The 25,227-nt window shown below is 60.4% G+C and carries 18 protein-coding genes and 1 tRNA gene; 13 read left to right on the top strand and 6 right to left on the bottom strand.

Going from position 1 to position 25,227, the window contains the following annotated elements; translation table 11 throughout:
- Positions 1–8: 8 nt before the first annotated feature.
- From J8C06_RS15495 to J8C06_RS08080, 8 genes are all read left to right on the top strand, one after another.
- Positions 9–926, top strand: a complete 918-nt coding sequence (locus J8C06_RS15495) for a hypothetical protein (protein ID WP_455423690.1) — start codon at positions 9–11, stop codon at positions 924–926.
- Entirely contained in the window at positions 917–2,170 is a 1,254-nt protein-coding gene (locus tag J8C06_RS08105) for a restriction endonuclease subunit S (RefSeq protein ID WP_211428208.1), read from the top strand. The genes J8C06_RS15495 and J8C06_RS08105 overlap by 10 nt, the downstream gene beginning before the upstream one ends.
- A gap of 173 nt (positions 2,171–2,343) precedes the next feature.
- Complete coding sequence (locus J8C06_RS08100; RefSeq protein WP_211428207.1) at positions 2,344–2,589, top strand: type II toxin-antitoxin system Phd/YefM family antitoxin; 246 nt, start codon at positions 2,344–2,346, stop codon at positions 2,587–2,589.
- Positions 2,586–2,972, top strand: a complete 387-nt coding sequence (locus tag J8C06_RS08095; protein WP_211428206.1) for a type II toxin-antitoxin system VapC family toxin — start codon at positions 2,586–2,588, stop codon at positions 2,970–2,972. Before J8C06_RS08100 ends, J8C06_RS08095 begins: the two co-directional genes overlap by 4 nt.
- A gap of 156 nt (positions 2,973–3,128) precedes the next feature.
- Entirely contained in the window at positions 3,129–3,395 is a 267-nt protein-coding gene (locus J8C06_RS08090) for a four helix bundle protein (RefSeq protein ID WP_343216847.1), read from the top strand.
- Positions 3,385–5,943 (top strand): type I restriction endonuclease subunit R, encoded by a 2,559-nt coding sequence (locus J8C06_RS08085; protein WP_455423689.1) that lies wholly within the window; start codon positions 3,385–3,387, stop codon positions 5,941–5,943. Before J8C06_RS08090 ends, J8C06_RS08085 begins: the two co-directional genes overlap by 11 nt.
- A 25-nt stretch (positions 5,944–5,968) precedes the next feature.
- Positions 5,969–6,463, top strand: a complete 495-nt coding sequence (locus J8C06_RS15490) for a hypothetical protein (RefSeq protein ID WP_455423688.1) — start codon at positions 5,969–5,971, stop codon at positions 6,461–6,463.
- On the top strand, positions 6,463–7,179 hold the full coding sequence (locus tag J8C06_RS08080) for a M48 family metallopeptidase (RefSeq protein ID WP_211428205.1): 717 nt from the start codon (positions 6,463–6,465) through the stop codon (positions 7,177–7,179). The genes J8C06_RS15490 and J8C06_RS08080 overlap by 1 nt, the downstream gene beginning before the upstream one ends.
- A gap of 163 nt (positions 7,180–7,342) precedes the next feature.
- Here the strand turns inward: J8C06_RS08080 and J8C06_RS08075 are convergent, their stop codons facing one another.
- Genes J8C06_RS08075 through fmt form a run of 4 tightly spaced genes read right to left on the bottom strand, consistent with a single transcriptional unit; the run spans position 7,343 to position 10,618 of the window.
- Complete coding sequence (locus J8C06_RS08075) at positions 7,343–8,485, bottom strand: tetratricopeptide repeat protein (RefSeq protein WP_211428204.1); 1,143 nt, start codon at positions 8,483–8,485, stop codon at positions 7,343–7,345.
- Positions 8,482–8,829, bottom strand: coding sequence for a DMT family protein (locus J8C06_RS08070; protein WP_211428203.1), 348 nt, complete (start codon positions 8,827–8,829; stop codon positions 8,482–8,484). Before J8C06_RS08070 ends, J8C06_RS08075 begins: the two co-directional genes overlap by 4 nt.
- Before the next feature lie 8 nt (positions 8,830–8,837).
- Positions 8,838–9,623, bottom strand: a complete 786-nt coding sequence (locus J8C06_RS08065; protein ID WP_211428202.1) for a DUF309 domain-containing protein — start codon at positions 9,621–9,623, stop codon at positions 8,838–8,840.
- Positions 9,624–9,643: 20 nt separating this feature from the next.
- Positions 9,644–10,618 carry a methionyl-tRNA formyltransferase gene (fmt, locus tag J8C06_RS08060; protein ID WP_211428201.1) on the bottom strand — a complete coding sequence of 325 codons (975 nt, stop codon included), beginning with the start codon at positions 10,616–10,618 and terminating at the stop codon, positions 9,644–9,646.
- A 368-nt stretch (positions 10,619–10,986) separates the two neighbouring features.
- Between fmt and J8C06_RS08055 the strand changes: the two genes are divergently transcribed.
- Positions 10,987–16,089 carry a S8 family serine peptidase gene (locus tag J8C06_RS08055; protein WP_211428200.1) on the top strand — a complete coding sequence of 1,701 codons (5,103 nt, stop codon included), beginning with the start codon at positions 10,987–10,989 and terminating at the stop codon, positions 16,087–16,089.
- A 337-nt stretch (positions 16,090–16,426) separates the two neighbouring features.
- Complete coding sequence (locus tag J8C06_RS08050) at positions 16,427–20,350, top strand: S8 family serine peptidase (protein ID WP_211428199.1); 3,924 nt, start codon at positions 16,427–16,429, stop codon at positions 20,348–20,350.
- 99 nt (positions 20,351–20,449) lie between these two features.
- Here J8C06_RS08050 and J8C06_RS08045 read toward each other — a convergent pair whose 3' ends face one another.
- A complete protein-coding gene (locus J8C06_RS08045) occupies positions 20,450–21,418 on the bottom strand; it encodes an FAD-dependent oxidoreductase (protein ID WP_211428198.1) in 969 nt (322 codons plus the stop codon).
- A 207-nt stretch (positions 21,419–21,625) separates the two neighbouring features.
- Between J8C06_RS08045 and J8C06_RS08040 the strand changes: the two genes are divergently transcribed.
- A complete protein-coding gene (locus tag J8C06_RS08040) occupies positions 21,626–23,122 on the top strand; it encodes a mechanosensitive ion channel family protein (protein WP_211428197.1) in 1,497 nt (498 codons plus the stop codon).
- A 199-nt stretch (positions 23,123–23,321) separates the two neighbouring features.
- On the opposite strand, the gene J8C06_RS08035 is transcribed toward J8C06_RS08040, so the two are convergent.
- Positions 23,322–24,260, bottom strand: coding sequence for an ABC transporter ATP-binding protein (locus tag J8C06_RS08035; RefSeq protein WP_211428196.1), 939 nt, complete (start codon positions 24,258–24,260; stop codon positions 23,322–23,324).
- 106 nt (positions 24,261–24,366) lie between these two features.
- On the opposite strand from J8C06_RS08035, the gene J8C06_RS08030 reads away from it, so the two are divergent.
- Both J8C06_RS08030 and J8C06_RS08025 read left to right on the top strand, forming a co-directional pair.
- Positions 24,367–25,080: a DUF2499 domain-containing protein gene (locus J8C06_RS08030; RefSeq protein WP_211428195.1), complete on the top strand. Its 714-nt coding sequence runs from the start codon at positions 24,367–24,369 to the stop codon at positions 25,078–25,080.
- 41 nt (positions 25,081–25,121) lie between these two features.
- A tRNA-Arg gene (locus J8C06_RS08025) sits at positions 25,122–25,195 on the top strand.
- The last annotated feature ends 32 nt before the right edge of the window (positions 25,196–25,227 follow it).

The raw sequence follows: 25,227 nt of genomic DNA, 5'->3' as shown, positions 1-25,227 counted from the left end.
ATTCTCAATTGAAGTCGGCCATCTACGAGCATCCCGAGTTCGCTGCCTTCATCGCCGGGATGAAAGCCCACTTCGCCGCCTGGCGCACTAAGGCCGCAAGATCGCTAAAAGCTCTTACTCCCGGTTGCCACCCCAAGCCGATCATCGGCGAACTCTCCGAGGGGCTGCTGAACCACTACCACGGCCAGCCGCTCATCGACGCCTACGACATCTACCAGCAACTGATGGATTACTGGGCCGAGACGATGCAGGACGATTGCTACCTGATCGCCGCCGACGGTTGGAAGGTACAGACCTATCGAGTGATTGAGAAAGACAAGAAAGGCAAAGAAAAAGACAAAGGCTGGACCTGCGACCTCGTGCCGAAGGCGTTGATTGTCGCCCGCTACTTCGCCACGGAACAAGCCGCCCTCGACGATCTGACGGCCAAGCTCGAAGGCGTGTCGGCGAAGCTGGCCGAGTTGGAGGAGGAGCACGGCGGCGAGGACGGCGCGTTCAGCGAACTGGAGAAGATCACCAAGGCGACCGTTTCCGCCACGCTTCGCGAATGGAGAATGGAGAATGCAGAATTGAGAATGGAAGAGATCGCGGTTTTGGAGCAATGGATCACGCTCAACGCCGAGGAGACGGACCTGAAGCAGCAACTCAAAAAAGCCGAAGCGGAACTCGACGCCAAGGCCTATGCCAAGTACCCGACGCTGACCGAGGCCGAGGTGAAGACCCTCGTCGTCGAGGACAAATGGCTTGCCACGCTCGACGCCCGCATCCACGGCGAAATGGACCGCATCAGCCAGCAATTGACCAAACGGGTGAAAGAACTGGCTGAACGCTACGAACGCACATTACCGCAACTAACCTTGCAAGTGGCCGAACTCGAAGCCAAAGTGAATAGTCATCTGGAAAGGATGGGTTTCTCATGGAAGTAGCGGCCCCAAACTATGTATTCGACATCGGTCCGCTACCGAGTGACTGGCGGATCGTTCCTCTGGGCGAAGTCGGCCGGTGGTACAGTGGCGGCACGCCAAGCATGAAAAATCCAGCGTACTGGCAAGGCGACATTCCTTGGGTAAGCCCCAAGGACATGAAGGTTTCAAGACTTCGCGATTCGGTTGACCATATCAGCAACCTTGCGGTGTCGGAGGGTGCGCGGCTGATGCCTTCGGGGACGATCCTCATGGTCATTCGGGGAATGATCCTCGCCCATTCTTTTCCCGTCGCTCGTGCAGAACTACCGGTCGCATTCAACCAAGACATGAAGGGCTTGGTTGTTCATGACGGGTATGCAAGCAACTACGTCTTGTACTGGTTAATCGGGCACGCGCAGAAGCTGCGTGGACTCACCACAGAGTCTACACATGGGACGAAGCGGCTTCCCCCTGAAACGCTCTATCGTGTTCCGTTTCCCCTTCCGCCGACGCTGGCGGAGCAGGAGGCGATTGCGGGGGCGTTGTCGGATGCGGATGCCCTAATCGAGTCGCTGGAGCAACTCGTCGCCAAGAAGCGGCAGATCAAGCACGGCGCGATGCAGCAACTGCTCACCGGCCAGAAACGCCTCCCCGGCTTTAGCGGCGAGTGGGAGACGAAGCGACTGGGAGAGTTGGGCACTTTTTTGAAAGGCAGCGGTGTCACGAAGTCGCAGACGTTCAGCGGCGATCTGCCTTGTGTGCGCTACGGCGAAATCTACACCCGGCACAACGACTACGTAACAACGTACTTCTCGTGGATTTCCCGAGAGGTCGCTCAGACCGCTACTCGGCTCAGACGTGGAGACATCTTGTTCGCTGGTTCCGGTGAGACGAAAGAGGAGATCGGAAAGTGCGTCGCATTCATTCACGACATCGAAGCCTATGCTGGCGGCGACATCGTCATTCTGCGAACAGGGAAGGCTGATCCGCTGTTTCTTGGCTTTTACCTGAACACGTCCGAGATTGCGCGGCAGAAAGCAAGTCTTGGACAAGGCGATGCCGTTGTTCACATCAGCGCATCTGCACTTGCAACCATTCAAGGCAGGTTCCCGAAGTTGGAAGAGCAGCAAGCCATCGCTGCCATCCTGTCGGACATGGACGTGGAGATCGCGGCGTTGGAGGCGAAGCTGGCCAAGGCCCGACAGGTCAAGCAGGGGATGATGCAGGAACTACTCACCGGGCGAATACGCTTGATGGAGAAGTGAGAATGGAGAAGTGAGAAGTGAGAATGGAGAAGTGAGAAGTGAGAATGGAGAAGTGAGAAGTGAGAATGGAGAAGTGAGAATGGAGAATGGAAGACAGTGATGGTGGAACTGATAACCGGAAGGACGCAACTGGTATAATGGAATCGTTGCACAGGCGCACCAAGGAGAACGACATGATCAACACCATGGCCCGCACCTTTCCGCTCTCGGCCGTCACAGCCAAGTTGCCCGAACTCCTGGCCGGAATGGCCGGTGGGGAAGAATTGATCCTCACAACGGACGGCGTGCCGGTGGCCGTGGTCACGCGGTTGGAACGCGCGAGCTGGCCGAGCGTCCCCGGCACCGCCAAGGACCGCTCGTTCTGGATGTCCCCCGACTTTGACGCGCCGCTGGAAGACTTCGCGGAGTACATGGAGTGAAGCTGCTGCTGGATACCCATACCGTGCTGTGGTTCTGGTGGGACGACTCGCAACTCAGCGCGACCGCGAAGGCGGCCATCTGCGACCCGGCGAATCAGAAGTTCGTCAGCCTCGTCTCGCCGTGGGAAGTGGCCATCAAGCTCAGCCTGAAGAAGCTGGATATCGGCGGGCCGTATGCCGGGTTCTTCCGCCAGCACATGTTACGCACCTACTTCGACTGGCTGCCTTTCCGCGACGATCATTTCGACAGCCTGACCACGATGCCGTTCCATCACCGCGACCCATTCGACCGAATGCTGGTCGCTCAATCGTTAATCGAGAACATTCCCTTGGTAAGTGCCGACACGATTTTCGACGCCTACGGCATCACCCGCATCTGGTAGCGAATGAATAATGGAGAATGGCGAGTTGAGAAGGGAGAAGGGAGAATGAAAGATAATGTGGTGAGGGTGAAGTCGTTTGCCTTGGCGGTGCGGGTGGTAAAGTTGGCGCGGTTTCTGCAGAGTGAGAAACGCGAGTTTGTCATCTCTAAGTAAGTCGTGCGGAGCAGCACGGCTATCGGGGCGCTGGTGCGCGAGGCAGAACATGCCGAGAGCAGGCCGGACTTCACCCCCAAGATGAGCATTGCCTTAGATGACATTGCCTTAAAGGAAGCCAACGAAACGCTATACTGGCTCGAACTTCTTCACGCTTCCGAGTATCTCGACCGCCCCGCTTACGAGTCCATCGCCGCCGATAGCGAGGAAGTCCTCCGTCTGCTCGTCGCCATTGTCAAAGCCTCGCGGAGAACCCCAGATGCCAACTAATTCTCCATTCTCCATTCTCACTTCCCCATTTCCCTCCGAACGCGCGACCCAGGATCGCGTCATCGCTTTGTTCCGCGACGAACTCGGCTATCGCTTCCTCGGCTCGTGGGCCGATCGGCCCGGCAACAGCAACATCGACGAGGGTCTACTGACCGCCTGGCTGGCGAAGCGAGGCGTGACCGGTCCGCAGATCGCCGTGGTGCTGCACCGCCTCCGCACCGAGGCCGACAACCCCAACCGCAGCCTGTACCAGAACAACCAGGCCGTCCACTCGCTGCTCCGTTACGGCGTGCCGGTCAAGATCGAGGCGAGTCAGCCGACCGCGACCGTCCACCTGATCGACTGGCAGAACCCCGAGGCGAACGACTTCGTTCTGGTCGAGGAGGTCACGCTCAAGGGCGGGCTCGAACGCCGGCCCGACTTGGTGCTGTACGTCAACGGCCTCGCCATCGGCGTCATCGAGTTGAAACGCAGCACGGTGAGCGTGGGCGACGGCATCCGTCAACTGCTCTCCAATCAGCAGCCGGAGTTCAACGCTAGTTTCTTCAGCACGGTGCAGATCGTCTTTGCCGGCAACAACACCGAGGGGCTACGCTACGGCACCATCGGCACGCCGGAGAAGATGTTCCTGCAATGGAAGGAAGACGAAGCCGACAACAGCCGGTTCAAGCTGGACAAGTACCTACTCAAGCTATGCGAGAAGCGGCGGCTGCTGGAACTGATGCACGACTTCGTGTTGTTCGACGGCGGGGTGAAGAAGCTGCCGCGGGTGCATCAGTACTTCGGCATCAAGGCGGCGCAGGAATTCGTCAAGCGCAAGCAGGGTGGCATCATCTGGCACACGCAGGGGAGTGGCAAGAGCATTGTCATGGTGCTGCTGGCCAAGTGGATCCTGGAGAACAACCCGAACGCCCGCGTGGCGATCATCACCGACCGCGACGAACTCGACGCGCAGATCAAGAACGTGTTCGAGGCGGCGGGCGAGACGATCCACCGCACCAGCAGCGGCCACGACCTGCTGAAACAGCTTGGGCAGGCCACGCCGCGGCTGCTCTGTTCGCTGGTTCACAAGTTCGGCCGGCGCGACGTGGATGACATTGATGCCTTCCTGAAGGGCCTGAAGGAACAGCCCAGCGCGACGGTCGGCGAGGTGTTCGTGTTCGTGGACGAGTGCCACCGCACCCAGAGCGGCAAGCTGCATCGAGTGATGAAGGCGATAATGCCCGAAGCGGTGTTCATCGGCTTCACCGGCACGCCGCTTTTGAAGAAGGACAAACAGACGAGCCTGGAGGTCTTCGGGGGGTACATCCACACGTACAAGTTCAGCGAGGCGGTCGAGGACGCGGTCGTGCTGGACCTGGTGTACGAGGCCCGCGACATTGACCAGCGGCTCGGCTCTCAGGCCAGGATTGATGCCTGGTTCGAGGCCAAGACGAAGGGGCTGAATGACTGGCAGAAGGCGGAACTGCGGGCCAAGTGGGGGACGATGCAGCAGGTGCTCAGTTCCCGCTCGCGGATGGAAAAGGTGGTCGCGGACATCGTCTTCGACTTCAGCGTCAAGCCGCGGCTGTCGAACGAGCGGGGCAACGCCATCCTGGTGGCGGGCAGCATCTACGAGGCGTGCAAGTACTTCACGCTGTTCCAGAAGACGCCGTTCAAGGGCAAGTGCGCGGTCGTCACATCGTACAACCCGCAGGCGAAGGACGTGACGAAGGAGGAGATCGGCGCGAACACGGAGACGGACAGGCAGTTCGTGTTCAACACCTACACCGAGTTGCTGAAGGACGTGAAGCCGGCCGCCGGCCAGACGAAGACGGAGACCTACGAGGAGCGGGCCAAGATACTGTTTGCCAGGGAGCCGGCGAACATGAAGCTGCTCATCGTCGTGGACAAGCTGCTGACCGGCTTCGACGCGCCATCCTGCACTTACCTCTACATCGACAAGTCGATGCAGGACCACGGATTGTTCCAGGCCATTTGCCGGACGAACCGGCTCGACGGCGAGGACAAGGACTTCGGCTACATCGTGGATTACAAGGATCTGTTCAAGAAGGTCGAGAAGGCTATCGCGGTGTACACGTCGGAACTCGACCACAGCGCGGGCGGGCCCGACCCCGAGGTGCTGCTGCAAGACCGCCTGACCAGGGGCAAGGAGCGGCTGGACAACGCCATCGAGGCCCTGGCCCTGTTGTGCGAGCCGGTCGAGCCGCCGAAGGGCGAACTGGAACACATCCACTACTTCTGCGGCAACACCGAGATGCCGACCGACCTGAAGGATCGCGAGCCGCGGCGGACGGCCTTGTACAAGGCGGTGGTCGCGCTGGTGCGGGCCTACGCCAACATGGCTGGCGAGATGGAACCGGCCGGCTACAGCGAGGCGGATGTCGCCCGGATCAAGGGCCAGATGGATCACTACCTGAAGGTCCGCGAGGTGGTCCGTATGGCCAGCGGTGAGACGCTCGACCTGAAGACCTACGAAGCCGACATGCGGCACCTGATCGATACCTATTATCGAGGCCGACGAGCCGCGGAAGATATCGCCGTTTGACAGCATTGGACTGCTCGACCTAATCGTGAAGACCGGCATCGCCGACGCTATTGCCAAGAAGCTGGGAGTAATGAAGGGGAACAAGGACGCCATCGCCGAGACCATCGAGAACAACGTCCGTAGCAAGATCATCAAGGATCACCTGAACGACCCGGCGTACTACGAGACGATGTCGAAGTTGCTGGCCGAGATCATCGCCGCCCGTAAGTCCAAGGCCATTGAGTATGAGGCGTACCTGAAGCGGATCGCCGAGTTGGTGAAGAAGGTCGAGGGAGGCCAGGCCGAGGGCACCCCGGAGACGCTCGACACGCCGGGCAAGCGGGCCCTCTACAACAACCTCGCGCAGAACGTGGACCTGGCCCTGCGGATCGATGACACGGTGAAGAACGCGCGGCCGGACGGCTGGCGGGGTGTGCAGTCCCGCGAGCAGGTCATCAAGTCGGCACTCTACGGCGTGCTGCAAGACGTGGACGAGGTCGAGCGGGTGTTTCTCATCATTAAGGCGCAGCCGGAATACTGATGGGCGAGCAGATCCAACTGGGCGAACTGACCATCGAAGTGGTGTTCAAGGACATCAAGAACCTCCACCTCAGCGTTCACCCGCCGGCGGGCCGGGTCAGCATCTCCGCGCCGCGGCGGATGAGCATGGACGCAATCCGGGGGTTTGCCATCTCAAAGCTCGCCTGGATTCGCCAGCAGCAGACAAAAATCTGCGCCCAGGAGCGTGAGCCGGAGCGCGAGTACATCGACCGCGAGAGCCACTACCTCTGGGGCAGGCGATACCTGCTCTCAGTGGTGGAGCGAGACGAGCCGCCTGCCATTGAGATCCGGCACAACAAGCTGATACTCGGCATCCGCCCCGGCACCGACGCGGCGAAGCGGGCAACGCTCCTGGAGGCGTGGTATCGAGAGCAAGTGAAGCTGGCCGTGCCGCCGTTAGTCGCCAAGTGGGAGCTAGAACTGGATGTGAAGGTGGCGCGATTTTTCGTGCAGCGGATGCGGACCCGCTGGGGGAGTTGCAACCCCGAGGCCCGCAACTTGCGGTTCAACACTGACCTGGCCAAGAAGCCGCGTGAGTGTCTGGAGTACATCGTCGTTCACGAGATGGTGCATCTTTTGGAGCCAACGCACAACCGCCGGTTTGTCGCACTGATGGACCGGTTTATGCCGACTTGGAAGCAACACAAGCAAGCTCTCAACCGCCTGCCGGTTCGGCACGAGGACTGGGAGTATTGAGCCGTAGCGTACAAAATCGGGATGATCTCGATGAATTGCTTCTGGCTAGGCAGTCATTGGTCTAGTCGTAACATCATCGGCGACTCTGATTCTGCCGAGCGCGTGCCGCAAACCGTACCCGCGTGCCGACTTCGTTGGCCGCCGGAGCGCTGGCAGGCTGCGTTCAGGTGGTTGAAGCTTTTTTCTGAAGCGCCGCCATCTTTTGGCGAATGCGTGTGAGGCGTTCTGAGTCGAAGTCTTGCGTGGGCTGGAAATCGAGTTGCTGGAGCTGCTTGAAGGCCGTTTCAAACGCTTCGGCCGCGCGCTGGTAGGCCACCAAGGCCTCTGCCGGCTTGCCGGCGATTTCAAGTTCCTCGGCCTGGGCTTCGTCTTCCGCGCCGAGCGCCAGCCAGGCAATCGGGAAGAAGTCCGACCGGCTGCGAATGGCCTCGGTCAGGGCGGCGCGGGCATCCGCAAGCTGTTCCTCTTCTTCGGCCAAGTGGGCCAGTTCGAGGTAGGCCAGGGGGTCTTTGAGTCCGCGTCCGAGGGTCAGCTCGCGGTAGGTCGCCGGACTCGCCAGAAAAGCGCTTTCAACCGCGCTGACCACGGTCCGTAGATCAGCACAGGCCCGGTTGTGGTCTATGGCTGACGACCGGGTTGCGGATTTCTGGAGCCGCTCCAGGGCGCGCCGCGCGGCCGGATCGCTGACATTCGTGGCCGCAATCAATCGGGCCAAGTGTGGCTGTGCGCGTTCCCAGGCCCCAAGCTGGCTATAGGACTGCGCGAGCAGCAGACGAGCCGGAAAGTGCTCCGGTAGGCCAGGCACGTCAACGACTTGCGTCAATGCCAAAATGGCATCCGCCGCCCGGTCGCTGCGCCAGTAAATTTGCGCCAGAAAGTAGCGGCATTCAGCGATGCGCAGCGGTAAGTCCCGCCAGATTTCCAAGTCAGTCGCTGACAAATGACGGCTGGCCAGCCGGTCAAATTCCATTCCCAAGGCTGCGCGAGCTTGGCGCTGCGTGGGTGAGCCGGCAAGTCGCCGGTCGCGGGCCGTGCGCTCCAGGTTTTCCAGCGCGGCACGGTCAGCTTCTGGGAGCTTGGTCTTGATGACACGCTCAAACCTGTGTTGCTCATCTTCGGCGGCATCGAGCGCTCGATGCAGGGCCGCCATGGCGCGTCCGGTTTGATCCTGGGCGTTGAGGACCAGCGCCCGTTCGTAATGCCAGCGCAGGCTGTCACGGGGAATCTCCGGCGCTCCCAGCGCACTTGCCAGAAGCGCAACTCCCCACAGCCAGATACCGACGAGTTTGAAGCGTAGAGGTCTCATGGATTCGCCTCAGACTGGGCCGGCAGGAAGGCAAAATACACTGCCGCCAGAATGAAGAGAAACGCCACGGCGTAATTCCACCGCAGGGGTTCGTGCAGATACACCAGGGCGAATCCAACAAAGACCAGCAGCGTAATGATTTCCTGGATGATTTTGAGTTGAAACGCCGTGAACTGCCCATACCCCCAGCGATTGGCCGGCACCTGAAGGCAGTACTCAAAAAAAGCAATTCCCCAGCTCAGAAGAATGACCTTCCAGAGGGCAACGCCACGGTGTCGGAGATGTCCGTACCAGGCAATGGTCATGAACAGGTTGCTGGCGAGCAGGAGGAGAATCGTTCGCATAAGGCTCGCTACCGATGCTTGCGCGGCACATCCGGGTGCTCATTGACGAGCGGGATTTCGGGCGCGCCAATCGGGGCATCCATTGGAGACCGAACGATCGCTTCGGTGTCACGCAGCAGCCGTTCGGCATCGAGCCAAGGGGTGGTCGCGGCGCCGTCCTCGATATTGGCGCGCGCCTTGTCCAGCATGGTTTGCATGGGTTCCTGGCGTCCCTTGAGGCGGTGGATGTGGACGCCGCAAAGTTGAATCAACCCCTGCACGACCAGTTTTTCCCCGCCGTCAGGCAGGCGCATCCAGAGCGATTCCCAGTCTTCGTGCGCGGCATAAAATTCCCCGCAGTTGAACAAGTCAGCCCCGGCAATCAACCCAAGGCGCAGGTGAGGGAAGCGTTCGGCATAGCTGTTCCCGGCCGGGATGTGGTGCGCGCGATCCAGACTGGTTTGATAGTCCCGCCACAGGATGACGAGCTTTGATGTCGGGATGGCGCACCGTACCCAGTGCAGGATAAAGCCCGCTGCATAGGGCACAATCTGTCCAAGCTGTGGGTCGGCTTCCGTCCGGGCGAAGCACTGGGCTTCCAGGCGCGCCTGAAGGTAGGGCGGCGGGGACTCATCAAAGATAAGCCGGGTGGGACGGTCCAGCCGAGCCGCAAGCTTGATCGCTTGGCGATCCAGCCAGTGCAGGGCGTCGAGCGTCGGGAGGGCAAAGGCCAGGGTCTCCGGGCATCCAAAAGGCGGGACGAATGGCGGGCGCAACTGTCCACAAAAGGCGTCCCAACTCAGCGGTGAACTCATGCTTGGGGTTGTCTGATGCCTTACTCAGAGTCAGCGCTCAGCGAAGCTGGCGTGGCTGAAATGAAACATGCCCCCGGCTGCAATCGCAACCCATTGGCGAAGTCACGCGCCGAGACCCGTGCGCGTCCTTCGAGTTGAAGTTCCTGAACGACCAGGTGGGTTTCCGCGCCGCACGCAACCAAAAGCCCGTCCGCTTCGATGCCGAGAATTGTCCCCGGTGGCTTGCCGTGGGGCGCACGTTCGGGTTGTGCCCGCGCTCGCCACAGCGTCACCCGCCGACCGGCAAGGTGGCTATGGACGCCGGGAAAGGGTTGAAATGCCCGAACCCGTGCCGCAACCGCCGTGGCCGGCAGCCCCCAGTCAATCCAACCATCTTCACGTTTGAGAAGCGGAGCGTAGGTGGCTTGCGTGGCATCTTGCGGCCGGCGGGGGAGCGTCCCGGCCGCCAGTTGCCGGAGCGCTTCGCTCAGCAGGTCAGCGCCGAGGTGGGACAGTCGTTCTCCCAACTCTGGCGCGGTTTCATCGCGTCCGATCCAGCATTCGGTTTGAAGCGCGATGTCGCCGGTATCGAGACCGGCGTCCATATACATCACGGTGATGCCGGTCACGGCTTCATCGTGAGCAATGGCCCAGTTGACCGGCGCCGCGCCCCGATACTTCGGGAGCAGTGAAAAGTGGACGTTCAAACAACCCTGACGCGGCGCTGCAAGGATTGGCGGCGGGAGGATGCGTCCATACGCGACGACCACCCCGACTTCCGCTTTCAAGTCTTCGATTTGAGCCTGAAACTCAGGGGTCTTGATCTTGGTCGGTTGCCAGACCGGAAGCCCTAGTGCCTGTGCCGCAGCCTTGATTGGTGGTGGCTGTACGTGGTGGCCGCGCCCGGCCGGACGGTCTGGTTGCGTGATGACCGCCGCAAGATCGTGACCGTCCCGGTGAAGTCGCTGGAGCGTTGGTACGGCGATGCTCGGTGTTCCCATGAAAATGATGCGCATAGCTTGGCTAGCCCTGCCTCACGGTTTTCATATCTGGCCTTGGCATCTCTATCGCGTGCCGCCGCATAAGCAAAGGGCATGTCGCAAGAAGCCATAAACGCTGATCTAGCAATGGGAAACTTTGTTTTGTGTTTGACAACCGTGTGAACAAAAGCGTAAACAAAGGCACACACATTGAAGACGGTTTGTCGTGGCAGATTTCCAGCCCGTTAAGCCATTTTTGAGGAGACGATGAGTTTTTGGTGTGCGGCTCGCGCCACAGGCTTCATGCCTGGACGGCCCCTGCGGCTTGTGTCGGAGCTGCCTTCCACAAACCCTTCACGTCGGTGACGGCGTGAAGTTTGATAACACCCATGAGGACAAGCCAAATGAATGACAGTACTTCTTCATTGCCGGTCGAGCGTCCACCGCGACGTTCGACGTGGCGACGACTGCTGCCGCTGGCGGTAGCGGCAACGGTGTTTGTGGCCTGTGTGGCGCTGACCTTCCGCGCGCCCATGACGCGCGCCGCCGGACGGGCGGCGTGGACGGCCGGGAAACTCAAGGTGAATGACCTGAATCAGCTCTCGGTGGCTGGGAATCGGGTCAAGCTGATGGTGGATGCGGGCGCTCCGGCAACGGAGTCGCTGCGCGGTGCCAAAGTCATCAGCGAATACGAGGGTTTTCGGGTTCTCGAGGTATCGGAGCAAGAAGCGGCCCGGTTGGCGAATGAGCCTGGAGTGACGCAGCGCAATGATTTCAACTCGATATATTTGAACGCGGTCGAGATCAACACCACGTCGGCGGCGGCGCAGGCGCTGCGGTCGGAGCAGGCGTTGGTGGAAGGGGTTGGGATGCGGCTGGTGCAGTTTGCCGGACCGGTGCAGCCGAGTTGGATGCGGATGCTGGAAGCGACGGGCGTGCAGGTGGTGACGTACGTACCGAGCAACGCCTACTTGGTGTACGGGAATGCCAAAACGCTGGGGGCGTTGAGCGCGCTGGCACAGCGGACGGAAGCCGTGCAGTGGGACGGGCCGTACTACGGGTTGTTCAAGATTCACCCGACGGCGCGGCCTGGGAGTCGGGGGTACATTGACACGGGCGGGGAGTACCAGCTTCAGCTTTTCAACGACCAGCAGGGGAATCGGGGGACGTTTGATTTGCTGCGGTCGCTCGGGGCGCGGCAGATTGGGGAGACGGAGGCCTGGGGGGGGTACGTGAACCTGACAGTGCGGATGTCGCCGGATTCGCTGATGGATGTGGCGAACCGGCCGGATGTGGTCTCGATTCATCCGAACGTGCCGGTGAAGAAGCTGGACGAGCGGCAGAACATGATCGTGGCCGGGAATCTCACGGGGAACGTGCCGAACCCTGGGAACTACTTGACGTTGCTGTCGAGCTGGGGATTTACGCAGGCGCAGTTCAACAGTTCGGGGTTCATCGTGGACGTGACGGATGACGGAGCGGATCGGAATCCGACGGGCACGGACCCTGGGACGGTGCCGGTGAACGGGAGCGCGGGACCGGTGCCGGCGCGGCACTTTAGCTTGCGGGAGAGTGGGAACTTCACAGGGACCTCGCGGTTCATCTACAAGGGATTGTGGGGGACGCTGGGAAGCGATCAGGGGCTTGGATTCGATGGTCACGGTCAGCTCAACATGAGCATCGTGGGCGGGTTCGTGCCGGATGGGTTTGACGCAGGCGGGACGCGGATTCACCGCGATCCGGATGGGTTTCGGTACGGGCTTGGGGTGGCGCCGTTCGTGCGGATGGCGAACTCGGTGATTTTCGACCCGAACTTCACCAACCCGAACTTCAACGACATGCTGGCGTCGAACTACGCCGATGGGGCGCGGATCACGAGCAACAGTTGGGGCGCGGCCGTAGCCGGGGCGTATAACATCAACTCGCAGACCTATGATGCGCGGACGCGGGACGCGCGGCCGCTGGACGCTGGGAATCAGCAGTTGGCGATGGTGTTTGCGGCTGGGAACAGCGGGCCTGGGGCGCAGACGGTCGGCGCGCCTGGGACGGCGAAGAACGTCATCACGGTTGGGGCGGCGGAGAATGTGCATTCGCATGCGTCGGCTAATGGCGGGAACAACGCGGCTGGCAACGATGGGTGTAACATTGGGGATACGGGTGCGGACAGCGCCAACGATATGATCAGTTTTTCGAGCCGTGGGCCGTGCAGTGACGGGCGGCGGAAGCCGGACATCGTGGCGCCTGGGACGCACGTGACGGGGATGGCGTATGTGACGGCGACCTCTGACCCGACGAGTCCCCCGAACAATCCTGGGACGGCCGATCCTGGTTTCCGGGCGACTGGGGTATGCGCGTTGCCTGCGCCCGACAACCACTTTCCGACGGGACAGCGGTGGTACACGACATCGTCTGGGACGAGTCATTCGTGTCCGGCGGTAGCAGGTGGCGCGGCGCTGGTGTACCAGCAGTTCATCAACAACCCGGCGTACATAGGGGCGCATCGGACGCCGGCGGGGAGCGCGCCACCGAGTCCGGCGGCATTGAAGGCGTACCTGATGAACACGACGCGGTACATGACGGGAACCGGAGCGAACGACACGCTGTGGTCAAACAGCCAGGGGATGGGAGAGATGAACCTTGGCACGGCGTTCAACGGGGTGCAGCGGATCATCCGCGACCAGGTGCCGGCGGATCGGTTCACGGCGACGGGACAGGAGCGGGTGTTCGTGGGGACGGTGGTGAGCGCGAGCCAACCGTTTCGGGTAACGCTGGCGTGGACGGAGCCGCCTGGGCCGACCATGGGGAATGCGTACATCAACGACCTCGACCTAGAGGTGACGGTGGGTGGGAACACCTATCGTGGGAACGTGTTCAGCGGGGCGAACTCGGTGACGGGCGGCGCAGCGGATTTTCGGAACAACGTGGAGAGCGTGTTTTTGCCGGCCGGGGTGACGGGTCCGTTCGTGATTCGGGTGCGGGCGACGAACATTGCCGGACAGGCTGACCCGGAGGTGACCGGGAACAACCAGGATTTTGCGCTGGTGGTCCACAACGGGCAGCCGGCGACGATACCGGTCATCAGCGTGGTGAGCGCGACGCTGACGGCGGAAAGCTGCGCGCCGGGGAATGGCGTGCCGGATGAGGGTGAGACGGTGACGTACAACGTCACGTTGCGCAACGACGGGACGGCACCGACTAGCGGAGACCTGATTGCGACGCTGACGCCGGGTGGCGGCGTGGGCGCGATAGGTGGCACGAACCCGCAGAACTACGGGACGCTGGGGATTGGAGCGAGCGCGACGCGGGCGTTCACGTTCACGGTGAGCGGACTGTGCGGGACAATGCTGATGCCGACGCTGAATCTGAGTGACGGCAGCGGGAGTCTGGGGGCGGTGACGTTCTCGCGCCAGATTGGAACGCCGAACAATGTGCTGACGCAGAACTTTGACACGGTAACGCCGCCAGCGCTACCGGCGGGCTGGGTTGCGACGAATGCGTCGGGTCCGTCACCCTTGTGGGAGACGTCGGCAACGACACCAGACACAGCGCCGAACTGCGCGTTTGTGGATGACCCGGCTGTGGTCAGCGACAAGCGGCTGGATACGCCGCCGATCAGTCTGACGACGAGCCAGGCGCAACTAACGTTCCGCAACAACTACAACCTCGAGAATACTTTTGACGGTGGAGTGCTGGAAATCAGCATCAACGGTGGTCCATTCCAGGACATCGTGGCTGCTGGGGGTAGCTTTGTGACGGGTGGCTACAATGGGACCATCTCGACGTGCTGCTCGAACCCGATTGGTGGGCGGCCGGCGTGGACCGGGAACTCCGGGGGCTACATCACGACGACGGTGAACCTGCCGGGGAGTGGCTCGCGGACGGTGGTGCTGCGCTTCCGCATGGGCAGTGACACGATTATTTCCGCGCCTGGGTGGCGGATTGACACGCTGGTGGTGCAGGATGGCTTCACCTGCTGTGGAGCTCCGCCGAATGTGGTCTTTACCGGTCAGACGACGGCAGAGCTACCGGGTGCTTCCAACAGCGATGGCGATGGGTTCTTTGAGCCGTGCGAGACGTTGCGCTCGACGTTGACGGTAACGAACACCGGCGGTGCGACGGCCACGACGGCGATAGCGACGATCACTTCTCCGACGCCTGGCGTGACGATTGTGAGCGGCAGCACGCCAGACCTTGGTCCGATCACACCAGGTGGTACGGCAACCGGGAATGTGACCTTCAAGCTCGAGCCGACGTTCGTGCCGGGGACGACGGTCACGGTCAACGTGTCGGTGGCGTTTGGTCCCGGTGGTCCGAGTCCAAGCACGGCGAGCTACACGGTGGCGACGAGTTGTCCGCTGGCACCGGGTGGCACGTTTACGTTCTCCAACACGAGCGCCATCACGATTCCAGCGTCAGGTACGGCAACGCCTTATCCGTCCACCATCAGTGTGAGCGGACTGACCGGTCAGATCACGAAGGTGACGGCAACGATCACCAACTTCAACCACACATGGCCGTCCGATGTGGGCGTGCTGCTGCGTGGGCCGGGCGGTCAGATTTGCGTGTTGTTCAACAACGTGATAGGTGGTTCGGGTGGCGTGACCAATCGCACCTATACGTTTGACCAGACGGCAGCGACGGCGTTGCCAACGACCGGCTTCCCGCCGAGTGGGACGTACCGTCCGAACAACAACAGTGCAACACGCGCCTTCACGAGTCTGCCGGCGCCGCCGTACAACAGCAACCTGAACATCTTCAACGGTCTGTCCGGCGGGAGCGCCAACGGGACGTGGGAGCTGTTTGTACAGGATTTCGTTGGCGGTGATGCCGGGAACATCAACGGTGGCTGGTCAATCACCATCGAGACGGGGATGCCGGATTGCTCGACAAGCGCCTGTGGAGCGAGTGTCCTCCAAAACTGCCGGGTGTCGCTCAATATCACCGGGCAGTCATTGTCGGGCAACACCTGTGGGTTGCCAGACTATGCCGGCGACCTGGTGCTGACGGCCGTGCTGACCAACATCAGCTCGCAGACGATCTCGGATGTTTCCATCCAGGTTGCGGGCTTGGGCTACCCGGACAGCACGCCGACGGGCGTGATCGTGCCGTCGCCGCCGCACCGCCTGTTGACGGCGGATGGGGCGACCTGTAGCAGTGGCGGACAGGCCGGCGCCAGCCAGTCCACGGTCAACGGTCAAGCGCCGATTGGCAGCAATACACCGATTGGGACACTCAACCCAGGTGACACGCGCACCATCACCTTCCGCATCGCGTTGCCGCAGGTACGGCGGCTGCGGTTCTACGTCAACGTGTTTGGGGTTGGGGGGACGGCGTGTCCGGTAGCCTCAAATGAGACGCGGTTGACGGGGCCGGTGATGGCAACGATGACGCAACTGGAAGGTCCGGCGCTGGGCTTTGAGTTGCTACGCGACAAGGGCGGCGTGACGGTCAAGCCGGTGGAGTCGCGTCTGACCAAAGGCGAGCAGCCAACGGCTGGACGGCGGTAAGCCGGTTAGTTCAGCTTCTCCGAACCTTGGCGGGTGGTGAGGACGCTCACCACCCGCTTTTTCTTTGAGGCTTTAGTCTAGTTTTAACTAGACTCACATTTGATAATTTTGATAAGTAAGTTAGCTAACACACACTTTAGTTTGCACTGAAACTAGTAAGAGGTCACAGTCCGCTCTGCAAGTGCTTTGGTTGCACTATCGTCCTGCCAGTTTGGCAACTGGCGCTGCGATAGCTTGTTCACCGGCACTCCATTGACTTGTTTGAGGTTAGTTGCAGGTTGGTCGTGGATGTCTCCGCATCGAAAACTGCTTCAGAACTCTAGATAAGGAGAGCACTATGAAAATACCGAGTGATCAAAATGCGTCATCGTCCGGTTCGTCGGTGCGCCGTCCGACCAAGCAGCAGCGCATACGGCTTTTTGCGACTTGCCTAGCGTTTTTCCTTATGGCATCAGGCAGTGGACTGATCCGCCCAGCCGGGGCGGCCGGTGAGCGGCCAGCGCTGCCGACCGCGCCGACCATCCGCACCCGTGATGATGGGGCAAAAGCAGTTGCGACGTCTGGAAACGTTCAATTCTTCCGTCTGGCGACAACAAGCCAAACCGAGCGAGCAAGAGCCGAACAGCTTGGCCGTGTGATTGAAGATTATGGACGCTTCGTGGTAGTCGCTGTCGAAACCAAAAACGTTGAGCAAGTTCAGCAAACGGCGGCTCAACATAGCTTTGACATTGAACCGATTGATTTCTCAATCGGTTTACACGGTTTCCGATACGATCCACTCATCGAACACCCAACTGCAAAGCTCTCACAGCCAAAAGCCAGTAAAACTGGAAGGAGCTACTTCCTCGTGCAATTTCTGGCACCGGTGCGTGAACAGTGGTTAGCCGAGTTACGTGGGATGGGCATCGAAGTTGTGCAGTATGTCCCTAACCATGCCTACATTGTGTGTGCTGACGGCGACACTGCCTTGCGCGCGGCAGACCATCCACGTGTCAGGTGGATGGGTGCTTTTGAGGCCGCTCACAAGGTGAGCCCGGAGTTGTTATGGACCTTCGGATTGGAAACTAAAACCCGTGGGCTAGCCAAGGACGGCACGTATTTAGTCGCTGTTTTCAAGCAGGACAAACCAGATGCGGTCAGCCGGTTGGTTGCGCGTTCTGGACGTATTCTCAGCCGGGAAGTCATGCCTGACAGCAACGTGTTTGATGTGTTGCGGGTGCAACTGTCGCCGACGGACATTCCATCGGTCGCTGCCATTGAAGGTGTTTATGCCGTCGAGCCATACGTTGCGCCGACACCTGAGGACGAACGGAATGCACACGTCACGGCTGGCAATTACACCGCCACCGGGATTAGCGGACTCGCTGCGCCTGGCTATAACCCACTTGCCCAGTTCTTGACGAATGGGAGTAACGTAACGGTCGGTGTCGTGGATGACGGTTTTCAGATTCCTGGTCCAAGTGGGTTTTACATTACGACTGCCAATGCCGTAGCTGCCCCGCCACGTGGGGCTGCCCCGCCTTCTTTTCAGGGCGGGCACGGACATTTATGCGCCTCCATCATTGCCGGCGCCGCTCCCTTTCCAACGTTCCTTGATCCACTCAACTACAACTACGGGCTGGGTGTCGCACCGGGTGCGCACCTTGTGAGTGTCCCCCTGATCACAAGTGGCTATACCGGGACCGACGCGGTTGCAGTGGATGACACCGTGACAACCCTCCCCCCGAACAATCAGCGAGCGACGATTTCCAATAATAGCTGGGGAGCCGGAGCCGGCGTGGACTACCAGACTCGTGAAGCCCAGTACGATGGTTTCGTTCGTGATGCTTCGACGGGGAGTAGTATAGACCCACTGTGCATCGTCTTCTCAGCCGGCAACAGCGGCCCTGGAGCTTCCACCCTTACCCGTCCAAAAGCTGCGAAAAATGTTATTACGGTCGGTTCATCGGTGGGAATTCGTCCCGAACTACCACCATTTCTAAGTGTTCCCAACACCAACATTGACTTCATGTCGGACTACTCCAGTCGCGGGCCGACGCAGGATCAGCGCATCAAGCCGGAAATTTCTGCGCCCGGCCAGCAGATCACAGGCCCCCGCACGACATCGAATTCAGTTGGTTTTACAGCCATCGGTGATGGGGTACACATTTACGGAAGTGGTACGTCTTTTGCCGCCCCCCATCTTTCTGGTGCGGCTGCTATTTTCACCGGTTGGTGGCGCGGACAGAATGCTGGGGCTATACCCTCACCGGCAATGATCAAGGCTGCACTGGTCAACGGTGCAGTTGATATGAATGCTGAACAACCCGGTGTGCCGGGGAGCAGCACGGTTACCCCAATTCCGAACAACACCGAAGGATGGGGACGTGTCAATCTCACAAACTCTGTCAACACCGGTGTTCCGACGCAATATGTTGACCAGACCGTACCTTTCACCTCACTTTCAGACAGTTACACCTTTACCGGGCGCGTTGCTGATGGGACACGCCCACTGCGCATTTCGCTGGTCTGGACGGATGCACCGGGAGCCATTGGCGCGAACCCTGCGCTGGTCAATGACCTCGATCTGACCGTCACCGTTGGTGGCAACACGTATCGCGGAAATGTGTTTTCAGGTGGCGTATCTGTGACAGGTGGAAGTGCCGACCGCCGCAATAACCTGGAAAATGTCTTCCTCAACGGTATTCCGGCAAGCACACCGCTGTCGGTCCAGGTGACGCCGGCAGCACTCAATGGGAATGGCATTGTTGGTATGCCGGGCAATAACCAGCACTTTGCACTGGTCATTTTCAATGCCAACCCTGAGTCCTTGCCGGTGGTCTCTGGGACGGGCGCTACCCTGACGGCGGAAAGCTGCACGCCACCAAACAGTGCTCCTGACCCGGGCGAAGTTGTCACCTTTAATTTCGGACTCCAGAATGTTGGCACGGCTAACACCGGAACACTGGTTGCCCAGCTTCTTCCAACAGGCGGTGTGACGTCGCCGAGTGCGAACCAAGTGTATGGTGTCCTCACTGCCGGCGGTGGCAGCGCGACTCGTCCGTTTACTTTCACCGTAGATTCAAGTTTGCCCTGCGGCGGCACCATTACGGCTACACTGCGGCTCAACGACGGGGTGAGCATTATCAATCAGGACGTCACCTTTACACTTCAGGTCGGAACTACCGTGACCAACACCTTTGGTCCATTCAGTAACCCGGCAAATATCAGCATTCCGAGTTCGGGGCCTGCTACCCCTTATCCCTCCACCATCACTGTATCTGGAGTCTCCGGCACGGTGAGCAAGGTCACGGTTTCCATCAATGGCTATAACCACACGTTTCCCGATGATGTGGATGTGCTGCTGGTTGGTCCTGGCGGGCAACAGTGTGTTTTGATGTCCGATGCCGGGGGCAGTGCCGATGTGGTCAACGTCAATCTTGTGTTTGATGATGCGGCGGCATCCCTCCTACCTGACGCTACACTTATCACCTCTGGGACATACCGTCCGACAAACTATGGTGCCACAGACAATTTCCCCGCGCCCGGGCCTGGTTCGGTAACTCAGGCGACGCCGGCACTCTCTGTCTTCAATGGCGTTGACCCGAACGGTGTCTGGAATCTCTATGTTGTGGATGATCTTGGTGGTGATGTGGGTAACTTTGCCGGTGGGTGGTCACTGACCATTCAGACACAAACGCCATCCTGCAGCTCGTGTAGCGTCGCCTGTACACCAAGTGTGATCAACTCGTTAGTCAGCGTGACAACCAATACCGGCGCGCCGTTTGGGGTACAGGGGACGTCAACCTGTGCTGCCGATGGCTACTCAAATGACTTTCTGATTCAAGCGACGCTCACCAATCTGTCGAGCGCGACGCTCACTGATCTGTCGTACCAAGTGGTTGAGCTACAGCACGCCGGTGGGCCGGCGCCATCCCCGGTGTTCCGGTTGACTTCAGCCGATGGGGCAACGTGTTCCAGTGGCGGGGTGGCTGGAGCGACGCAAGCACTCACCAGTGTCACGCTTGGGCCCGGGCAGAGCGCGACAGCGACATTTCGGATTGCAATGCCTTCCATCCGGCGCTTCCGGTTCTTTGTCAACGTGCTGGGCTGCGCCAGTGGCGGGAGTGACAGTCTCGGTGGCAAGTCGAGGCTGATGGCCAACGCGCTGCCGATAGAAGTCAATGTGGATGGTGTGCTGCCGCCACAAAAGACAGTTGCCAACCGGCAGCCTGGTCAGCCGAACGCCGGTGAGCGGCAACGTGGTCACACGCGGCGTTAGCGTCGTGTGATTGGCTCGTGGTGAAGGGCGGAAGATAGCTTTCCGCCCTTCTTTTTTGGTTTTTCTTTTTTGGTTTTTTGGCGCTGCCGGATGTGCGGGTCAGGCCCACTGACCCAACACCAGATGCGCCAGGCGGCAGACTTCGTCGGCGCAGCCCCAGGCGAGGGTAAATCCGGCCCCACCATGCCCGTAGTTGTGGATGACAACCGCCGTCCTCATGCGCTCTACCTCCAGTCGTACTGCGGAGCGTCCGGGCCGCAATCCCACGCGCGTTTCGAGTACTTGGGCCGCCGCCAGTGCCGGCTCCAACTCACGGCAGTTCCGCAGAACCCGCTCCGTTGTGGCTGTTTCGGGCGTCGTGTCCCAGACGTTGGGCAGCGCCGTCCCACCAAGGATGACATCCGTTTGGCGCGGGATGGTGTAGCTGATGCGACGTGGACCTTCATCATCGGTCAACGCGCGCCGGATGCCCGGATTGGAAACACGCACAACTTGCCCGCGAATGGGAAAAACTTCTGGGTCGTTCACCAACTGGCGCGCGCCCAGACCGGTACAGTTGATGATCAGTGGGTAGTCTGCGCCAACCTCGTCCAGACTGGAAACCTGACGCTCAACAATGACGCCGCCGCCGGTTTCAAACCGCTGCACGAGATAGGGGAGGTAGCGTGGCGTCTCAACAACCGGAACCGTCGCCGAAAAGCCGACGACATACCCCGGCGGCAACGCTTCTCTGTCCTGGCGGGTGACACCCCCAACGGCGGCCGCCCACCACGGGTCTGGGGCGTCGGTGTCAAAGAGTTCAATAAACGTTGTTGGCGTGACGCCCGGCACGCCGGCGGCATGCTGCCGCATCAGTTCATCAAACGTCACTTTCGACCAGGCCAGGACCTTTTCCTGGGGCGCGCAGCGGTAGGGATACCAAAGCGCCGCCGCGACGTTCGAGGTGGTTTGCGATGGAGGCTCGCGGGTGTAAATCGTGACGTGATAACCGGCTGCTTGCAGTCGTAGGGCGCTGGCCAGACCTGAAATCCCACATCCAATCACGAGCACTGAAGTTGGTTGAGGCATACGTTTAGGTAAAGCGCGTACGTGGTCGCCCGCTATGATGGTCGTCATCGGCAGGCACGTCAAAACCTTCGTGACCGCCGCGCGGTATCCGGTTCGGGCGGCGCAGTCCACCTGACAGGCACATGAAAAGCGTCAACAAACACTTGAAGCTCGGATGCGGGGCGTTTACAACCCAACCCGGTAAGTCTTCTCCGGGTCAGCATAACGATGAATCCTACGGACTTTACATACTACTGGTGGATTGTGGTCGGCATACTGACTTCTGGTCTGGCCATCTTCTTCATCAAGAAGTCAAGTGTCGCGGCTGCGGTCAGGGAGGCGCTCCGCTTTCCCCTGTGGTGTCTGGTTGTCACCGTCGTCACGGCCCTGGCCGATTACGTCGCGGCTGACTATGCCCCACCAGCTTTCTTTCGCCATGCGTCGGCAGTGAGTTTGGCACTGGCCCTGGGGCGATTGTCAGTGCTGGCTTTTTTTGATGCCGGTATTGCGAACTGGTTAGGACTTGCCGCGGAACGCATTTTCCGCGACATCATCCAGGGCATCGTCTATGCAGCCGTGGTGTTCCTGGCCCTGAGTTGGGCCGGCGTACAGATTACTTCACTGCTGGTTACGTCGGCGCTCTTTACTGCCATCATCGGTTTGGCGCTGCAAGACACACTGGGCAACATCGTGGCCGGGCTGACGCTACAGGTGCAGCAGCCGTTTGAAGTCGGCGACTGGATTCAACTCGACGACGGGCAGCGCGCCGGCGAAGTCATCGAAATCAACTGGCGGGCAGTCAAAATTTTCACGCTTGACCAGGAACAGGTCACCATCCCCAACGGGTTGCTTGCCAAGAGCCAGATTGTGACCTACACGAAACCATCGGCACTGGCACGCCAGACGGTCTTTGTGCAGTCGTCATATCACATCCCACCGGAACGGGTACGGGCTGCGGTTCTGACCGCACTGCACGACATTCCCGAAATTTGTGCCGACCCAGCGCCGGTGGTGGCGACGGTTGCGTTTTTGGAAAATGCAACCATCCGCTACGCCATTCGCTATTTCATCACGAACTTTGGACGGCGCGAGGCCATCGCCAGTCTGGTGCGCGATCGGGTGTGGTATGCCCTGGATCGGGCGGCGGTGGATATACCGCTGCCACTGTCGGGTATTGAGTTACGCCGTCCGGTATCGGTGGAAGCGCGGGCGCACCAGGCGGCTGTGGCAGGTGAGGCACTGCTGAGCACGGTGCCGTTGCTGGCGTGCCTGTCGCCAACGGAGCGCCTGCTGGTGGCCCGGAGCATGCACCGGCAACGCTATGCGCCTGGGGAGTCCATTGTGCGTCAGGGAGAGCCAGGCGATGCCCTGTTTATTCTGGAGGCCGGCGTCGTACGCATCGAGGTTGATGGACTCCAGGTCGGGCAGATGAACGCGCCGGATTGCTTTGGGGAAATGGCGCTGATGACCGGTGAGCCACGCTCGGCGACGATTCGCGCCGTGGGGGAAGTGACCGTGCAAACCATCCACCGGGATATTTTTTGCCATCTGCTGCGAACCAACCCGCGCCTTGCCGAAGCCTTCAGTCAAGTCCTCGCCGAACGCCTGGAAGCCCGGCGTGCAGGGTTGGAAGCGGCGCGCATCGCTGCAATCCCAGCGCTCCACCTGAATGAGAAGTCGTCCCAGTTACTGGCGCAAATCAAGCGCCTGTTCGCGCTGGAGTGACAACGAAGATACATCAACATATATGCTCAATCTGCTCAACAACGTTTAGCCGGTGAGGTGATTTTCCTTGCTGGGTGCGCTCCCCTTTGCTACAGGCCCTCGGCGCTGCTCGGCCGGCAACGGTTTTGACGCCGGTGGTAACCCCCAGACCTTTCCCCGCAAGAAGTCTTGACAGTCGCTTGGCAAGGGGGCTGGCCGGTCAGGCGACCTCGTTGACTGCCTCATCCCGGATGAAAAACTCTTCCAGCGCCGACTTGATTGGCGTGATGGAAACCAGTCGTCCGCCGTGGTGGTGCAGCGCCGCGACCGCATCGCTTACTTGGCTGGCTGACTTCAATTCACAGTGTAGCCCGGCGGCCGTTTGGCGCAGACGGGCGGCGTATGGTTCCAGGGCCTGAACAGTTTCCGGTGTCGTTTCGGTGGCAACGATTTCGAGTGTTACCGAACGCCCGGCCTGAATCTCCGCCAGCGTCCCATAGGCTACCCGTCGTCCCTGCTTGAGAATGGCGATCCGGTCGCACAGGGCTTCGACATCCGATAGGATGTGGGTTGAGAAAAAGACCGTTTTACCACGGTCGCGCAGTCCGGCGATGATGTCGCGGACCTCACGGCGTCCGATGGGGTCAAGCCCGGTCATGGGTTCGTCCAAAAAGACCACGTCCGGGTCGTGCAGTAGGGCCTGGGCAATGCCGATCCGCTGGAGCATCCCCTTGGAGTACTTCCGCAACGGGCGGTCGGCCGCATGCTGGAGGCTCACCAGTGCCAGCATGTCCCGAATCCGTTGAGCGCGCTGGTCAGCGTCCAACCCGCAGAGGCGGCCAAAGTAGTCGAGCAGTTCACGCCCGGTCAGGTAGTCGTAAAAGTAAGGCGTTTCCGGTAGGTAGCCGATGCGCCGCCGCATCGTCAGGTCGTCCAACGGGCGGCCCAAGATGCGCGCCGTCCCGCCGGTTGGATAGACAATCCGCATAAGAATTTTGAGCGTCGTGGTTTTTCCCGCGCCGTTGTGGCCAAGAAACCCGAACACTTCGCCTTCGTAAACTTCAAGACTCACATCCACGAGTGACTTGGCGCGTTTATTGCGCCAAAAGCCAGTGACGTATTCCATCGAGAGGTGCTCGATCTCAACCACCGGGGGCATAGCCGCTTGTCCTACCAAAGATTTCCAGTTTTTTCGTTCGGCCGACACAGTATGGTGAAAGTAAACAGTTGATTCAACTGATGCTTCGTCAAGCGAGCAGGTCGGCATGAGCTTACTATCACCCCCGGTTTGGATGATTCACATCGCCAGCGTCACCGAATGGACGCTGGCCATTGGCCTGGTGTGGCGACTGGGCGCGACGTTGGGACGGGCTGACATCCAACGGCTGGCCGTGGCCATGCTGCCGCACTGGGTTGCCGGGCTGTGCGTACTGGCCTGGCACGCCACGGATGATGCCACGACGCTGATGTGGATTCCGCGGACGCATGAGTTGTTGACCCTCATGGGGAGCGTCGGGCTGGCGGTTGCGGCGCTACATCTGCGCGAATGGACGCGCCGCTACCCGCGGTTCGTCTTGGCCGCGACGACGGTGGCAACGCTTACGGTCGGGGGCTTCCTCCTGGCGCGGGCCTGGCTGCCCTATGGCGGCACACGCGGCGCGATGATTCAATCGGCCGGGGTGGCCTATGGGTTGTTCGTCGTCTTTCTGGCGCTCAACCACCGGTGGGACCGGGAAGCCTTCAATCGGCAAACCATCGTCGGGTACGGTCTGCTGATTCTGTTCGTCGTGGTCACGATTGCGTTGAGCGTGGTGGCGCGACAGGTTTATCGCGCGCCGTCGCTGACCCATGTGGACTGGCTCCATGGCGTGGCTGAAGGCACGATGACCGTCGCCAACTTGGTGCTCGTGCTGGGATTGCGGCGCTCGTTGCGCGCTCTGGAAGGGGTTGCGCCGCTGGCTCGAACCGCGCCAGCTTGAAAAGCCGAACGTGGCGGGTTATATCCGACTTGCTGACCGTTGCGCCCGTAGCTCAATCGGATAGAGCATCAGACTTCGGATCTGAGGGTTGGGAGTTCGAGTCTCTCCGGGCGCACTCCACATCGGCGCATCCTGCCGACCCGTCCC

The organism is Chloracidobacterium validum (assembly GCF_018304825.1).
GTDB lineage: Bacteria > Acidobacteriota > Blastocatellia > Chloracidobacteriales > Chloracidobacteriaceae > Chloracidobacterium > Chloracidobacterium validum.
The sequence above is the reverse complement of the archived record's forward strand: the minus strand, read 5'-3'. Positions and strand labels throughout refer to the sequence as shown.